Annotated in this window: 18 protein-coding genes and 1 riboswitch; of the genes, 9 read left to right on the forward strand and 9 right to left on the reverse strand. The window is 67.1% G+C overall.

Annotated elements, in window-relative coordinates:
• Window positions 1-256: 256 nt before the first annotated feature.
• Window positions 257-1,066, reverse strand: a complete 810-nt coding sequence (locus tag J2X62_RS09700; RefSeq protein WP_310179975.1) for a type II CAAX endopeptidase family protein — start codon at window positions 1,064-1,066, stop codon at window positions 257-259.
• A gap of 35 nt (window positions 1,067-1,101) precedes the next feature.
• A complete protein-coding gene (locus J2X62_RS09705) occupies window positions 1,102-1,872 on the reverse strand; it encodes a DUF2470 domain-containing protein (protein WP_310179978.1) in 771 nt (256 codons plus the stop codon).
• A gap of 124 nt (window positions 1,873-1,996) precedes the next feature.
• Here J2X62_RS09705 and J2X62_RS09710 point away from each other — a divergent pair, with 124 nt between their 5' ends.
• The 3 genes from J2X62_RS09710 to J2X62_RS09720 are packed head-to-tail and all read left to right on the forward strand — an operon-like array spanning window position 1,997 to window position 4,323.
• On the forward strand, window positions 1,997-2,719 hold the full coding sequence (locus J2X62_RS09710) for a hypothetical protein (RefSeq protein ID WP_310179980.1): 723 nt from the start codon (window positions 1,997-1,999) through the stop codon (window positions 2,717-2,719).
• A 9-nt stretch (window positions 2,720-2,728) separates the two neighbouring features.
• Window positions 2,729-3,661 carry a prephenate dehydratase gene (pheA, locus tag J2X62_RS09715; protein WP_032385342.1) on the forward strand — a complete coding sequence of 311 codons (933 nt, stop codon included), beginning with the start codon at window positions 2,729-2,731 and terminating at the stop codon, window positions 3,659-3,661.
• Window positions 3,658-4,323: a histidine phosphatase family protein gene (locus J2X62_RS09720; protein WP_032374193.1), complete on the forward strand. Its 666-nt coding sequence runs from the start codon at window positions 3,658-3,660 to the stop codon at window positions 4,321-4,323. Before pheA ends, J2X62_RS09720 begins: the two co-directional genes overlap by 4 nt.
• Here J2X62_RS09720 and J2X62_RS09725 read toward each other — a convergent pair.
• The 4 genes from J2X62_RS09725 to J2X62_RS09740 form a co-directional block, all read right to left on the reverse strand.
• Window positions 4,316-5,194, reverse strand: a complete 879-nt coding sequence (locus tag J2X62_RS09725; RefSeq protein WP_310179983.1) for an ESX secretion-associated protein EspG — start codon at window positions 5,192-5,194, stop codon at window positions 4,316-4,318. The two genes, J2X62_RS09720 and J2X62_RS09725, sit on opposite strands and share 8 nt — an antisense overlap.
• Window positions 5,191-6,366, reverse strand: a complete 1,176-nt coding sequence (locus J2X62_RS09730) for a PPE domain-containing protein (RefSeq protein WP_310179985.1) — start codon at window positions 6,364-6,366, stop codon at window positions 5,191-5,193. The genes J2X62_RS09725 and J2X62_RS09730 overlap by 4 nt, the downstream gene beginning before the upstream one ends.
• Window positions 6,367-6,432: 66 nt before the next feature.
• On the reverse strand, window positions 6,433-6,744 hold the full coding sequence (locus tag J2X62_RS09735) for a PE family protein (RefSeq protein WP_027494842.1): 312 nt from the start codon (window positions 6,742-6,744) through the stop codon (window positions 6,433-6,435).
• A gap of 88 nt (window positions 6,745-6,832) precedes the next feature.
• Window positions 6,833-7,399 carry a histidine phosphatase family protein gene (locus tag J2X62_RS09740; protein WP_032366732.1) on the reverse strand — a complete coding sequence of 189 codons (567 nt, stop codon included), beginning with the start codon at window positions 7,397-7,399 and terminating at the stop codon, window positions 6,833-6,835.
• 64 nt (window positions 7,400-7,463) lie between these two features.
• Window positions 7,464-7,598, forward strand: a riboswitch (cobalamin riboswitch).
• A gap of 50 nt (window positions 7,599-7,648) precedes the next feature.
• Between J2X62_RS09740 and J2X62_RS09745 the strand changes: the two genes are divergently transcribed.
• Window positions 7,649-7,843 carry a CbtB domain-containing protein gene (locus J2X62_RS09745; protein WP_027494840.1) on the forward strand — a complete coding sequence of 65 codons (195 nt, stop codon included), beginning with the start codon at window positions 7,649-7,651 and terminating at the stop codon, window positions 7,841-7,843.
• Window positions 7,834-8,604 carry a CbtA family protein gene (locus tag J2X62_RS09750; protein WP_032366733.1) on the forward strand — a complete coding sequence of 257 codons (771 nt, stop codon included), beginning with the start codon at window positions 7,834-7,836 and terminating at the stop codon, window positions 8,602-8,604. Before J2X62_RS09745 ends, J2X62_RS09750 begins: the two co-directional genes overlap by 10 nt.
• 128 nt (window positions 8,605-8,732) lie before the next feature.
• Here J2X62_RS09750 and J2X62_RS09755 read toward each other — a convergent pair whose 3' ends face one another.
• A complete protein-coding gene (locus tag J2X62_RS09755; protein ID WP_027494838.1) occupies window positions 8,733-9,065 on the reverse strand; it encodes a metallopeptidase family protein in 333 nt (110 codons plus the stop codon).
• Between the two features lie 13 nt (window positions 9,066-9,078).
• The gene (locus J2X62_RS09760) at window positions 9,079-10,161 is read right to left on the reverse strand and encodes a septum formation family protein (RefSeq protein WP_032366734.1); all 1,083 of its coding nucleotides are present in this window, start codon (window positions 10,159-10,161) and stop codon (window positions 9,079-9,081) included.
• 34 nt (window positions 10,162-10,195) lie between these two features.
• On the opposite strand from J2X62_RS09760, the gene J2X62_RS09765 reads away from it, so the two are divergent.
• The gene (locus J2X62_RS09765) at window positions 10,196-10,588 is read left to right on the forward strand and encodes an ankyrin repeat domain-containing protein (RefSeq protein WP_032366735.1); all 393 of its coding nucleotides are present in this window, start codon (window positions 10,196-10,198) and stop codon (window positions 10,586-10,588) included.
• An 11-nt stretch (window positions 10,589-10,599) separates the two neighbouring features.
• Window positions 10,600-11,853 carry a serine--tRNA ligase gene (gene serS, locus J2X62_RS09770; protein ID WP_032366736.1) on the forward strand — a complete coding sequence of 418 codons (1,254 nt, stop codon included), beginning with the start codon at window positions 10,600-10,602 and terminating at the stop codon, window positions 11,851-11,853.
• Window positions 11,854-11,860: 7 nt separating this feature from the next.
• On the opposite strand, the gene J2X62_RS09775 is transcribed toward serS, so the two are convergent.
• Window positions 11,861-12,745 carry a hypothetical protein gene (locus J2X62_RS09775; RefSeq protein WP_032366737.1) on the reverse strand — a complete coding sequence of 295 codons (885 nt, stop codon included), beginning with the start codon at window positions 12,743-12,745 and terminating at the stop codon, window positions 11,861-11,863.
• 100 nt (window positions 12,746-12,845) lie between these two features.
• On the opposite strand from J2X62_RS09775, the gene J2X62_RS09780 reads away from it, so the two are divergent.
• Both J2X62_RS09780 and J2X62_RS09785 read left to right on the forward strand, forming a co-directional pair.
• Complete coding sequence (locus J2X62_RS09780; protein ID WP_032366738.1) at window positions 12,846-13,586, forward strand: 1-acyl-sn-glycerol-3-phosphate acyltransferase; 741 nt, start codon at window positions 12,846-12,848, stop codon at window positions 13,584-13,586.
• Between the two features lie 9 nt (window positions 13,587-13,595).
• Window positions 13,596-14,081 carry a GNAT family N-acetyltransferase gene (locus tag J2X62_RS09785; RefSeq protein ID WP_032366739.1) on the forward strand — a complete coding sequence of 162 codons (486 nt, stop codon included), beginning with the start codon at window positions 13,596-13,598 and terminating at the stop codon, window positions 14,079-14,081.
• The last annotated feature ends 9 nt before the right edge of the window (window positions 14,082-14,090 follow it).

Here is a 14,090-nt window from a genome sequence, read left to right on the forward strand (position 1 = left end):
ACGGCGAGGGGTCCCTCGCTCCGCGGGAGGTTCCGGGTTGTACCGACGGGGGTTCGGAACCGGCGGCGGACCGGGTCGGTACTGGCGTGGCGGCGGTGGCTGTCCAGGGGCTCCACCGGCGCGCCGAGGCGGGGGAGGGGGCTGCTGGCCGGGTGGTCGACGCGGTGGCGGCGGCTGGCTCGGCGGCGGGGTACGCCGATTCGGCGCGCCGTGCCGTCCGTAGCGATCGTCGTCGTTCACGAATCGACTGTACCCATCACGGCAACCACTCCAGGTGTTCGCGCAGCAGGGCGTAACCGACGAACGCGACGATGTCGATGAGTGCGTGCGCGATCAGCAGTGGCCACAGCCTCCCGGTGCGCTGCCAGTATCGGCCGAACACCAGGCCCATCAGGAAGTTGCCGAATCCTCCGCCCACCCCCTGATAGAAGTGATAGCTCCCGCGCAGCAGCGAGGAGCACAGCAAGGACTTGTTCTCGCTCAGGCCGAGTCGGCGGAGTCGAGAGATCAGGTAGGCGACGACGATGATCTCCTCGGCACCGGAGTTGGCAAGTGCATACAGAATCAGGGCTGGCACTCGCCACCAGTGGTCGTCGAGCGCGCTGGGGACGACGTTCAGATTGAATCCCAGGGCGTTGCCGACCAGGTAGAGCGCGAGACCCGGCAGCCCGATGAGTGCCGCTAGCCCGACGCCGTGGCCGAGATCGATCTTCAGGCGCGGTTTCGCCAGTCCGATCGCACGCGGTGCCAGATCTGCTCGCCACAGCAGGTACAGCCCCAATGCTCCCCACGCGCACAGGCGCAGGATGCTCAGCAGCTGGAACAGCAGGTCGATGACGCTGAAGCTCGATCGCGAGGAGTTCAGGGCGACCGTCTGATCGGACAGCGCTGCGGTCTGCAGGGCATCCTCGATCAGCGAGAGAATGCTGCTCATGCCACTGAGGCCGAACGTCACCAGCAGCACGATCGCGATCTCGACCTTGATGGTCGCGCGTTCGCGCGCATCGGGCGGTGGCGCGGGGCTCTCCGGCGGCGGTGGCGTCAACCAGTTCCTGAAGTCGATCACGGCACGAGTGTGCCCTGTTGAGCCCCGCGGCGGCGTCAGCCCCGGGCGCGCAGGCCGTTGAGGAACGGGCAACCGGCGAGAACCCGGAGGGCCCGGCTCAGGGAGATCGTGTCGTCGACGGGCGCGGCGAAGCCCAACCGGACGTCGTTGTCGCCGCACTCGCCCTCGATACGCAGACGAATGCCGTAGCGGTCGATGCCCAGCGGACGGACGCGTCCCTGCCGCAGCGACGGTGGGAGGCGTCGGGACAGTTGTGCGAGGAGGTCGGGATGATCGGAGTCGAGGTGCTCGAGCCAGCTCGTTTCCATCTCCCAGAACGGATCGGGCTCGGCTGCCAGCAGCGAGTCGACGTCGACCGGCTCGGCTCCGGTGCTGTCCGCCACCACTGCGGAGCCGACGATCAGACGTACCAGGGAGGTGGTGTGGCCGACGTCGAGCAGGGCCGCGTGGGGATGCTCGGCGGCCACCGCGCCGGCCATCGGGCGCATCAGCGATTCCGGCACCGGACGCAGTTCTCCGCGCAGCCACACCAGTGACCGCACCGGTTCGCGCAGTGCCAGAGGTGCGTGATCGGTGAGCTCGACGACGGCGGGAACGCCGGCGCGGGAGGACTGCCAGGTGATCGCGTCGTCGATGGAATCGGTGGGGACGGCCAGAATCATCTCGCCGTTGGGTCGCAGGTGGTGCAGGGACGTCACGACGGGGTCGCTGCCGTCGATCACGAGAGCTGCGCCCTCGGCGCGCATGCAGGCGCTGCGTACGCGCTCGGCGGTGGACGGTCCGGTGGTGGTGGTTGCGCCGAGCATGGGCTCCTCCGATGCGATCGGTACAGTTGAATGGCCAGTAGGTGAGGCATACCTAAGTAACGTGCCCCTAAGTTAGCCGGATGTGGCGGGTATCGCAAGGGCAAGCTGGGACTACCGTGAAGACGTGCCGATTCCGTTGACCCTCGGTGTGCCGCACCGACCAGATCCGAACGCGCTCGTCGCCGGACTGCTGCAGCCGTTCTGCGCCGATGCCCCTGCCGTGCAGGCCGCTCCACGCGCCGCCGAGTACGGCCCGCCCGTCGTGCTGGCCTCGACCCTGCTGACGCTGCCGCCCACCGAGAACCTCGGGCGCATCGTCGTGCGACTCGACATCGACCCGGACGAGCTCCGGGCCTCGAGCGCAGGCAACTACGAGGCCGTTCGATTCGAGGTCGACGCGGTCCCCGAGCATCTCGCCGACGCGCTCGGGTTGCGACTGCCCTCGCCCCTCGTCGTCTTCCCGGTGTTCGACGCGATCGACGTGGCCGAGACCGCGGAGACCATCGTTGCCGCTCATCGGACCCCCGGCATCGGTGTCGGCGACACGGCGAGGCGTATCGCCGACGTGCTCGCCGTCGTCTCGCATGCCGATGTCGGTCTGGTCGCCCGCGCCGACACCGGAGACGACGTGATCGCGATCCTCGCGGCGACGGTGGCGTCGCTGCGCGGAGACGACATCGCGTCGGCTCTGGCCGCGCCGAATGTCGACGCTCTGCGCAAGCTCATACCCGAGGCCGCCGAGGCCGTGCGGGAGGTACTGCTGGGGGTCGAGATCGCCGACGCTGTCGCCGCCCACGCCCGGCTGGTCGATGTCGGTTTGATCGCTTCGGGGACGTCGACAACGTAACCTCGAGACGTGCCTCGCATCGCTTACTTCGGCCCATCGGGAACGTTCACGGAGATGGCGCTGGCGCAGTTCGAAACGCTCGGCGCATTCGGCGGGGTCGGCCTGAGCGGGGACGTCCAGAGGGTGTCGGCCGCGAGCCCGCCCGCGGCGCTCGAAGCCGTTCGATCCGGTGCCGCCGACGCCGCAGTGGTTCCCATCGAAAGTTCCATCGAGGGGGCCGTGCCGCCGACGCTCGACGCATTGTCCGAAGGACGGCGATTGCAGATCGTCGCCGAGACCGAGATCGAGGTCGCGTTCACCATCGTCGGCGGGCCCGGTGTCACGCTCGACTCGGCCCGCACGATCAGCGCGTACCCCATCGCCCTCAGCCAGGTCCGGCAGTGGTTGCAGGCCACGATGCCCGACGCCGTCGTGCAGTCTGCGACCTCGAATGCCGGTGCAGCAGAAGATGTTGCCGCCGGCGTGGTCGACGCCGCCGTCTCGACACGGTTGGCCGGGGAGCGATTGTCTCTGCCGACACTGGCCGACGGCATCATCGACGTCGAGGGTGCGCGCACCCGCTTCGTGCTGGTGACTCCGCCGCAGCCGGTGCCCGCCCGCACCGGCGCCGACCGCACCTCGGTGGTACTGAAGCCGCCGAACGACCCGGGTACGCTGCCGGCAGCGTTGGCGGAGTTCGGAATTCGCAACATCGATCTGACGTTCATCGAATCACGCCCTACCCGTTCGCAATTGGGCACCTACATGTTCTTCGTCGATTGCGCCGGGCATGTGGACGATCCCCTCGTCGCCGAGGCGCTGACCGCGTTCCACCGGAAGATGCCGCTACGTTTCCTCGGATCATGGCCCACGGCAACGACATCGGGAGGTTCGGTGCCGCAACCGATCGACGAGCACGTGCAGTGGTTGTCCGAAATCCGTTCCGGTCGGGGTGATCTGTGATGGGCAAGCTCATTCTCGTTCGGCACGGGCAGACCGTCTCCAACGTCGCGAAGAAGCTGGACACAGCGCCGCCGGGAGCCGAACTCACCGAGCTCGGGCACCGACAAGCCGAGGCGTACGCGCAGACGCGGCTGGGTAATCCCCCCGCCGTGTTGGTCTCGTCGATTGCTCTGCGCGCCAAGCAGACTGCGGGCTACGTCGAGCGCGGCACCGGAGTGCCCCTCGTCGTGACCGACGGTATCCAGGAGACGTCCGCCGGAGAGCTGGAAGATCGAGACGATCCCGAGGCGCACCGACTGTTCACTGAAATCTTCTACCGGTGGCATACCGGAGATCTGGATGCGGCCGCGCCGGGCGGCGAGAGCGGGCGCGCAGTGTTGGCGCGCTACGTCCCGGTGCTCGACGAGCTGCGTGGACAGTACCTGGGTGACGACACCGCAGGAGACGTCGTCGTCGTGAGCCACGGTGCCGCAATTCGACTGGTCGCGGCGGCCCTCACCGGTGTCGACGGCACCTTCGCCGCCGACAACCATCTCGACAACACCCAGACAATCGAGCTGTTGCCGCTACCCGACGGTGGCTGGGCATGCGCCAAGTGGGGCACGTTCCTGCCGCCGTTCGAGGGCAAGGGCAGCGACAAGGCAGACAACCCGATCAGCTGATCGCGGGATTGCCGATCGCTGGGTTGGTGGTCGTTGGGTTGGTGGTCGTTGGGTTGGTGGTCGCTGGGTCCTTGGCCGACGAGATCAGCTCTGTCAGAGCCGCGGTCACCCGGTGATCCGACGCGCCGGTCAACGAGCTCCACGAACGACCGTCCGCGGCGACAGCGGAGGTGGCGACGATTCGTCCGACGCGGGTGTCGAACAGGGCCACCGGACGCCCGGCCCCGCGCCGAGTCCCGTGCCTGCGGGTCACGGCCGTGATCTCGGTCCTGCCCGCGCACGTGGCCATCGCCGCGGCCAGAGTGAGGGCCCGGTCGTCGGCGATTCCGATGCTGCGCAGACGGGAAGCGGTGCCGCCCACGTCGGACGGTGCCGCGTCCAGTGCCTCGGCCAGTAGGTCGGTGGGCGCGTTGATGCTGCCGGGATCGAACGGCGGTGCCGATCCCAGTGACGAGACGAGGTCGCGAGCCGGATCCCCGGCGATGACGCGCAGAGTGATGACGTTCTCTCGCCGTACCGCCGACACCGCGATGGTGTCGTCGGATGCGATGCAGATCCGAGTCACGGGAACGGTGTCGCCCTCGAACTGTCGCGCCGAGACGTACCAGCGGGGTTGTTCCAGGACCCGCAGCCAGTGGCGAACGTCCTCGTGGACCGCGGAGCCGTCCCACAGTCCTGCCGCCGCGAGGGCCTGACGGCCGCGGTCGACAGCACGGTCGCGGGCTTTCGCGTCGTCGAAGCGTGGGAAGACGTCGAGCACGACGGGTAGTTCGGCTATCGAGAGCTCGTCGACCAGGAAATCCATCTCGTCGACACCGAGTGCGGCACTCGGCAGTGTGTGGCCCACCGGCACGGTTCCCAAGTCGATCACCGGCCGTTCTCACTGATGTTGTCGAGGGCTGGGTCTGCTCCGATGACCGACGGTGCCACCGTGCGGCCGTCGGCGAAATGCTCGAACTGTTTCAGGTATTCCGGGGTGTCGTGTTCGTCGTCGTCCTGCGCCCGTGTGCCCGATGCGGGCGCAGCACCGGCACTGGTTCCGCGCTGAGCGAGGCCACCCTCGGCTGTGGTCGGTGCGCCGACCGTGGTGGCAGGACTGCTCTGTACTGCACCCGTGAGCGCCGATCCACCGCCGACGGGACTGGACGCCGAACCGGGCATTCCCGGTCCGCCGACGATGCTGCCGCTGCTTCCGCCCAGTCCGCCGTACGCCACTGGACGGGTGGATGCCGGCCCGACGGCGGGAGATGCCGAACCGCCGGCTGCGAAGGAGTGGCCGATGCCGGATCCGGGTCCACTCGGCGGTGGCGTCGAGACCAGATTCGATGCCGCGGTGGCCACCGTGGACACGCCCGTTCCGGCGATCGAGGTGGCGGCACTGCCGAGCTGCCCGGCTGCGGCTGCGACGCCTGGGTTCTGCGTCGCGGCCATCAGACCGCCGACCGCAGCCTGAACGGGGGACGTCATCAGCGCACCGTTGGCGAATTTGCCGAGACCACTGCCGGATTCGGACACGATGGCGGGCGCATGATCGAACGTCGTCTTTGCGATCAGGTGCGAGGAGACCAGCTCGAAACCCTCCATGACCATGGCAGCGCGGATGTCGAGCAATCGATCTGCGACCTCGGCTGCCTCGTAACTTCCGTTCAATGCACCGCCGGTCGACGCAGCCGTCACCTTGGCAGCTTGCACCGCACCGATCTCGACGAGCGACGGCATGGTGGCCAGTGCGACGCCGTACGAGGTTCCCGCGGCGGGGGCTTCGATCGACAGTGCCGCCGCCTTCAGTGCGGTGGCTCCGGTCCACGTGGCGAACCGGGCGAGGGCGGCCTGCGCGAGGAGAGCCGACTCACCCTCCCAGCCTGCAGTCAGAGCTGTCGTGATGGCGGCGATGCTCACCGAGGCCTCGGTGAAGGCCGCGGCCACCGAACCCCAGGCCCCGCCTGCGACATGTAGAGGCACCGGCCCGGGCCCCAACAGTCGCGTCGAATTTCCTGTCGCAGTTCGTGGTAGCCACACCACACCTGTCACACCGAGCGTCATTGTCCAGCCCCCGTCATGTTCGAGCCCCCGTGTCGTTTTCGAAACCGCTGCCGGTCGATGAGTGCGTCAGATGCCGGCGAGCCCCGGCAGGCCCCCGGCGGTGTCGTCGTCGGTCGCCAAGTAGTCCGCGGCTTGCTTGCGCAGTTCCTCGGCGGCCCGGTGTAGCTCCGAAATACCCTGTGCTGCAGCAGGTCCGAAGGTATCGGCCGCGGTGGCGAAGAAGCGATCGGTCAAGAGCGACACCTCGTCGGTGCCCGGCGGTAGCGGCCGAACAGGAAGCGCCGTCGCAGTGACGGCGGCCTGCAATCGGGCAGCGACCGCATCGAGTTCCGAGGCAGCCAGCTGCAGAGCCACCGGATCGACTTTGATGACGGTCATGAGCACGCTCCCTGCGATCGACGAACTGGGCTGTCGGTAGGTAGGACGCCGCCGTGCCCGGATCGGTTCCATCGATGCCGGAAAGAATTCAGAGAGACTTCTGTGCCACCGAATCCGTCGTCCACAGCGAGCCTCGGCGATGGATCGAGGTGCGCGTCAACGGTGCGACGTCGACCCGCCAGAACGAGCTGACCGGTGCCGCCAGCACCAGCACGACCGCGGCCCTGATCACCGCGGGTGCGGTCACGGCCAGCGTGCGGCCCGGCGTCGAACCGACCTCGTCGAGCCACGTCCGGACGCGAGCGAACAACGCCTCCAGAGATTCACCGCCCGGCGGTGTGAATGCCGGGTCGCCGAGCCAGGCCATCGCGTCGGCGTCGGGCAGATCGGTCATCTCGAGACCGGACCACCGGCCGTACGCGACGTCGGCCAACGCGGGTTCGACGGCGACGTCGCTGCCGAAGATGTCGGCAGTGGATCGGGACCGCAGCTCCGGGCCGCACACCACTCGGTCGGCACGCGGAAAGTCGGTCACCTCGGCGAGTGCGCGCACACCCGCCTCGTCGAGTGGCTCGTCGGCAGGAAAGCGGCCCGAGCGCATCGCATCGGTCCTTGCGTGGCTCACCAACGTCAGGCGGGTCGTAGGCGCAGTCACCGCGTCATTGTGGCATCGGACTGTGTTCTCTCGAGGACAGTGATTGACAGAGAGTCGAACGCGGTGCCACAGTGCGCAGGTAAGACGCGATGTACGCAGGTAATCCGGTGAAAATCCGGAACGGTTGCGCCACTGTGATCGACGTCGGGCAGATGTCCGAATTCGAGAGCCAGAAAACTCGTACATCGCATGGCCGTCCCTTCATCTCCGAAGGGACTACGGGACGCACAATCCCAGGAGGACACCCCCATGGCAATACTTCATGCACCCAGCAACACGACGGAATCGGCGGCCCTCGCCGTCATCGTCGCCGCGACGATACTGCTCGCATTCGTTGTGCTCTACCTCGTCGGATTCGACCAGGGCGCGATCTCGCGTAGTGGCATGTACATGCACGAACTGATGCACGACGGCCGCCACCTGCTGGGCCTGCCATGCCACTGACCGGGACGTTCGTTCAACTGCTGGTGCGAGGTCTGCTCGCCGGTCTCGTCGCGGGACTGCTCGCCGGCGGAGTTGCCTTCGTCATCGGTGAGCCGCACGTCGATTCGGCCATCTCCATCGAAGAAGCAGCAGGCGAGGCACACCACGCCGACTCCGATGCGACTGCTGCGCACTCGCACGGAGACGAGGACGCCCTCGTCAGTCGCGACGGGCAACGCGTCGGACTCTTCCTCGCCACCGGACTCGCCGGACTCGCACTCGGCGCGATCTTCGCGTCGGTACTGCACTATGCCCGACGGTTCAGCTCGCTTCCGGGCTCGATCCTCGCGCTCCTCGGAGCCGGGGCCGGATGGCTGGCAATCGAAGCGGTGCCGTTCTTCAAGTATCCGGCAAACCCACCGGCCGTCGGGGACCCGGAGACGATCACCCAGCGCACCTGGCTGTGGTTGGCCTCGGTGATTCTCGGTCTGCTGGCCGTGGGCGTCGCGATCTACGTGGCGAAGGCGGTGGCGTCGCAGTCGTCGGTGGCGGTTCGCGTCGGTGCTCCGACGGTGGCGTTCCTCGTGATCGTCGGTGTGGGTTATGCACTTCTACCGGGTGTGAACGAAGTGGGTTCGGACTTCCCGGCGACCCTGCTGTGGGAATTCCGACTCTCGTCACTGGCCACGCAGGCAACCCTGTGGCTGGCTCTGGGACTGGGATTCGCGTTCCTGACCGACCGCGCGGTGCGACCTGTTCGCCGAGAGGCTGTCTCGGCTTAACCCTGTTTTGCCCGCCCCCCAGGTTGGGATCAATGCGCCTTTGTTGCAGTCTGACCGACTGAAACCCACATTGATCCCAACCGGGGGTGGCATTACGGGGGTGGGGGTGCGATCGGGGGCGAGCGCGATCAGCCGAATCCCAGTTGATGCAGGCGTTCGTCGTCGATGCCGAAGTGATGGCCGATTTCGTGCGCGACGGTGATGGCGATTTCGCGTCGAGCCTCGTGTTCGTCGTCGACCATGTCGAGGATCGGTTTGCGGTAGATCGTGATGACGTCGGGCAAGTGGCCGCTGTATTCGTAGCGTTCGGTCAACGCGATTCCCTCGTACAACCCGAGGATGTCCTCGGTGGGGTGCTCTTCCTCGACGAGGACGACCACGTTGTTCATGAAGTCGGTGAGTTCTCGCGGCAGTGTGTCGAGAGCGTCGGACACCGCTTCCTCGAAATCGACGCGGGTCATGTGGGTGGGGATGTCAGCCTCCGGTGGTGATCGGAGCAGCACCGGGCAGCGGGGTCGGGAGGGCGCGGCCGTCGGGGGCTGCGGGCGGCGGCACGGGCGCGGCACCGTTGATGAGGATGTCGCCCTTCGCGCTGCCGACGATGGTCGCGAATCCACCGGAGTCGAGTTCCTTGCCCACCGAGCAGGTCACCTGACGGCTACCGGCGAGCCAGCTCGAGACGTCGATCGTGTCCCAGAACAACGTCAGCGTCTTGTCCCGCAGCGCGTTCTCCGAGCCGAGGTATCCGTTGACGGCGTCGGTGCAGGTCTTCTCCAGGTACGCGTCCTGGTCGCCTTCCGACGGGTGCCCGCCGGGGAACTGCTGCGTGAGGTTGATCACCGAGGCCACCTCGAACGCGTGGGGAGTCGAGCATTCCACCGGGTCGGCAGGCACGTTCTGGTTGATTCCGATGCACGTGCCCGTCGGCCACACCTTGGACTGGTCCTGGTCGAGGATCGAGCCGGTCATCTCGAGCAGCGCACCGGTGTTCGACGGCATCTGCACACCGCACCGCAGCGTGCGCTCGCCCTTGGCCCATCCGGCCTGGCTGGGGAACATCAGGCCGACGCCGTAGCGGCCGTTCGGGTCGAACTTGGCACCGACGTAGCCGTCGACGGCGGCGGTGCAGTGCTCGTCGCGCAGTTCGCCGAAGCGCAGCGCTCCCGGGTACGGCGCGCCGGGGCCGAATTCGATACCGGGGTAGACGCTCATGTCGATGTCGCGTGCCACCTCGAAGCGGTGGGCGTCGGCGCACGGCACTTCGCTGAGGTCCTGACGATCGGTCTCGGGATCGTCGGTGGGCGTCCACTGCAGGCATACGCCCGGGTCGGCGGCACCGAAGGACTTCGCGGACACCGGACCTGCGGTGGCGGGGCCACTGGCCGTCGAATGCGTGGTGATCTTCTCGGGAGTCGAGAATCCGCCGGACAGGAACACTGTTGCCCCCGCGGCCAGGACTGCACCGACGGCCACCATGGCGAGGCCGCGTCGAGCAGTGGTGGCCGAGAGAGTTCTCCGACTCTCGCTCGTCGTGGGGTCTGGTTCTGTAGCGGACATCGCCCTCCATCATGCCCGAGTATGTTCGGTCGACATGAGCGACCCAACGGGTGACGACGACCTCAGTGAGCTGGCCGGTCGACTGTTCGCAATGGCACGTACCGGTGACGCCGTCGGTCTGGCGAGTTACGTCGACGCCGGAGTTCCGGTGAATCTGCACAACGAGTCGGGGGACACCCTGCTCATGTTGGCCGCCTATCACGGTCATGCCGATGCGGTACGGGTGCTGGTCGAACGCGGTGCCGATGTGAACAAGGCCAACGACAAGGGCCAGAGCCCACTCGCGGGCGCTGTGTTCAAAGGCGAGGACGAGGTGGTGCGGCTGCTCGTCGACGGCGGAGCCGACCCACACGGCGGCCACCCGTCGGCGATCGACGCAGCCACGATGTTCGGACGCGAGGACTACCTGGGCTTGCTCGGCAAGTAAGGTTTGCTCTCGTGATCGACCTGAAAATGCTTCGCGAGAACCCCGACGCAGTGCGCGCCTCGCAGCGCACCCGAGGCGAGGACCCCGCTCTCGTCGACGCTCTTCTGGACGCCGACGCCTCCCGCCGCGCCGCTGTGTTGGCCGGGGATCAGCTGCGTGCCGAGCAGAAGGCGCTGGGCAAGAAGGTCGGCAAGGCTTCGGCCGAGGACCGTCCCGCGCTGCTGGCCGGGGCATCGGAACTGGCCGCGAAGGTCAAGGCGGCACAGGCAGCCGAGGCCGAGGCCGACGCAGCTCTCGACACGGCTCACCGGGCGATCTCCAACATCGTCGAGGAGGGAACGCCCGCGGGCGGCGAGGACGACTTCGTGCTGCTCGAGACCGTCGGCGACGTCCCCGAGTTCGATTTCGAACCGAAGGACCACCTGGAACTCGGCGAGTCGCTGAACCTGATCGACATGGAACGCGGAGCCAAGGTGTCGGGCTCACGCTTCTATTTCATGACCGGCTACGGCGCGTTGCTGCAGCAGGGGCTGCTTCAGCTCGCCGCGCAGAAGGCCGTCAAGAACGGGTTCACCATGATGATCCCGCCGGTTCTCGTGCGGCCGGAGATCATGTCGGGAACCGGCTTCCTCGGCGCACACGCAGACGAGATCTACCGCCTCGAAGCCGACGACCTGTATCTCGTCGGAACCTCCGAAGTTGCTCTCGCGGGCTACCACTCGGGCGAGATCATCGACCTCGCCGACGGCCCCAAGCGCTACGCCGGTTGGTCGTCGTGCTTCCGTCGTGAAGCGGGTAGCTACGGCAAGGACACCCGCGGCATCATCCGCGTCCATCAGTTCGACAAGATCGAGATGTTCTCGTACATCAAGCCCGAGGACGCGGCGGCCGAGCATCGGAAGCTGCTGCAGTACGAGAAGGAAATGCTCGCCGCGGTTGAATTGCCCTACCGCGTCATCGACACCGCAGGCGGAGACCTCGGGTCGTCGGCCGCGCGCAAGTTCGACTGCGAAGCTTGGGTCCCCACGCAGAAGGCATACCGCGAGCTCACCTCGACCTCGAACTGCACGACCTTCCAGGCCCGACGCCTCGGCGTGCGCTACCGCGACGAGAACGGCAAGCCTCAGACCGCCGCCACCCTGAACGGCACCCTCGCCACCACGCGGTGGATCGTGGCGATCCTCGAAAACCACCAGCAGGCCGACGGCACCGTCCGGGTTCCGGAAGCCCTCGTGCCTTTCGTCGGGACCGATGTCCTGAAGTAGTTCAGGATCAGGCGATGTCGCCGATGCAGTAGCCCTCGCCGCCGATCGCCAGCAGGAACGTGCGGTTCTGGTACACCCCCGAGGCGTCGATGATGTCTGCATTGACCTGCGTGTAGACGCCGTTCTGGGCCGTCACGAACACACTGTCGGGATCGAACGAGGTGATGCTCGGCAGAATTGCCGGATTCTCGGCCAGAGGTGGGGCAGTGGGAGACCCGGTGCCGTTCGGATCCCACGTGCCGCGGCTGTCGCACACCAGCGGGTAGCTCTCTTCGACGTCGCCCCGATTGACGGGGATACCGGCGATGCGTCCCAGATAGCGATCGACGGTGTAGACCGCGTCCGTCGCGTCGAAGACCGGCGTCGTGCCGGTGGGATAGACGGTAGGGCAGGCGTAGCCCGACGCGATCTCGCTGCGTTTGATGGCGACCGTTGCCGTGGGTCCGGTCCACGTCACCGCGTACTGACCGTCGACCGCGGGAGCCGCCACCGCCGCGAGGATGGCGCCGGTGTCGAAGTACATCGTCGGAATGTCGGTCGGCGGCACAGTCCAGCACCTCGCGGTGACGACACCTATTCCGCCGCCGGTGAGATCGTTGACGAACGGCCGTAGTGCCGCGGCGGCCGCAGGATTTCCGGGGGCATCGCCGACGGGCGGACCCGGTGGGATGGGCGGCGGTGCCGGGGTGGTGGTGGGCTCTGGGGTGCTCGACCCGGCGGCATTCGCGGACTCGGCGGTGGACCCTGCACTGCTGCTGGACGGGGCTGCGGCCTGATCGGATGGGATCCCGACCGCGGAATCGCAGGCACCGACCAGCGCAATCATCGCTATCAGCGGCAGCGCGGTTCGGCAGACCCGGCTGCGCCGCGGTGAAGCCGCTCTGTTCTTCACGTGAATTCTCTCCCCCGTAGCTTCTCGAACTGCGCACGACCCGACCGCGCTCCTGGCCGGACCTTTCTCCGACCCCGTCCACCGACTACGCTAACCGACTGTGGAACCCGTCTACCGATCAGTCATCGGCATCGCTCGCACAGTGTTCGCGTTCGAGGGCCTGAAGTTCGAGGTCGAGGGCGAGGAGCACATCCCTGCTACCGGTGGAGCGGTCATCGCCGTCAACCACACCGGATACATGGACTTCACCTACGCCGGGTTGCCGCCGCGGCGAGTGAAGCGCTACATCCGCTTCATGGCCAAGAAGGAAGTCTTCGACAACAAGATCTCCGGCCCCATCATGCGCGCACTCAAGCACATCCCCGTCGACCGCGGTGCCGGTGCGCAGTCGTACAAGGCGGCCGTCGACAGTCTGCGTAAGGGCGAACTCGTCGGCGTGTATCCCGAAGCCACCATCAGCCGGAGCTTCGAGATCAAGGAATTCAAGTCCGGTGCAGCGCGTATGGCCATCGAGGCCGGCGTCCCCATCATCCCGACGGTCATCTGGGGTGCGCAGCGAGTGTGGACCAAGGGCTACCCGAAGCGATTGGGCCGCACCAACACTCCGATCTCCATTGCCGTCGGTGAACCGATTGCGCCGGTCGGGCCGCCGAACGAACTGACCGACAAGCTGCGGTCGGTCATGCAGAAGATGCTGCTCGAGCTTCAGGAGGGCTACCACCACGAGCCCGGCGCGTACTGGGTTCCGGCCCGACTCGGTGGCAGTGCCCCGACCCTGGAGGAAGCCGACAAGCTCGACGCCCAGGATCTGGCGGCACGCGCGGCCAAGCGCGTCGAGTAGTCGGCGGGCATGAACCTCCGCGGTGAACGGGTCGTGTTGCGGCCGATCACCGCCGAGGACGTGCCGGAGCTACGCCGAATACTGCACACCCCCGAGGTGCATGCGCGGTGGGGTGACGAGGACGCCGACGCAAACTGGCCGTTCGACAACCCTGAAGAGACCCGCCTGGTTGTCGAATTAAGCTCCGCGACAGTCGGTTTGATCCAGTACGGCGAAGAGACCGACCCGATGTACCGGCACGCGTCGATCGACATCTTCCTCGATCCGGCGGTACACGGCCGCGGCGTCGGACAGGACGCGGTAGGCACGCTGGTGCGCTACCTGACAGTCGATCTCGGTCATCACCGCCTGGTGATCGATCCCGCCGCCGACAACGCGGCAGCGATAGCCTGTTACAGCGCAGTCGGTTTCGAGCCGGTCGGGATCATGCGCAAGTACGAGAAGGGGCCGGACGGCTGGCACGACAGTCTGCTGATGGACCTGATCGTCGACTAGCTGACATGT

It is taken from the genome of Rhodococcus sp. 3258 (assembly GCF_031456475.1).
GTDB classification, from domain to species: domain Bacteria; phylum Actinomycetota; class Actinomycetes; order Mycobacteriales; family Mycobacteriaceae; genus Rhodococcoides; species Rhodococcoides fascians.